Origin of the sequence: Aeromonas sp. EERV15, from assembly GCF_900079845.1 — a bacterium.
GTDB classification, from domain to species: Bacteria; Pseudomonadota; Gammaproteobacteria; order Enterobacterales; family Aeromonadaceae; genus Aeromonas; species Aeromonas sobria.
Genome location: NZ_FKKY02000174.1, coordinates 1 through 435, shown reverse-complemented (window position 1 = coordinate 435; position 435 = coordinate 1). Strand labels below are relative to the sequence as shown.

The window sequence follows — 435 nt, the reverse complement described above, 5'->3', positions numbered from 1 at the left end:
TCAGAACCTCATGGTCGGCGACCTCGGCGAGGTACACGTCATGGACTGGGGCCTCGCTCGCGACCTCGGCGGCGGCGCAGCACTCGCGCTGCCCTGGGGTACTGCATCCGGGCCGGTCGCGCCGGATCCCTCGGAGACGGGCGTGCGGACGCGCGTCGCGGGCACGCCGTTCTACATGTCGCCTGAGCCGGCGCACGGCGAGATCGCGGCGATGGGTCCGGCGAGCGACGTCTACGCGTTCGGCGCCGTGTTGTACGAGATCTTGAGCGGCCATCCGCCGCATACGCCTTCGCGCGGAGGCATGGAGGCCGCCGAGCAGGTCATCGAACGCGTCCGGAGCGGGCCGCCGCGACCGATCGAGGAGGTCGCGCGGGTCGAGGTGCCGGAGGAGCTCCATGCGCTGTGCCGCAGGGCGATGGAGCGGGAGCCTGCGGG

At 72.6% G+C, this 435-nt stretch carries 1 pseudogene; it reads left to right on the top strand.

The features are described from left to right. Window positions 1-435 (top strand): annotated as a pseudogene (locus BN4575_RS23025) (protein kinase); the annotation flags it as partial.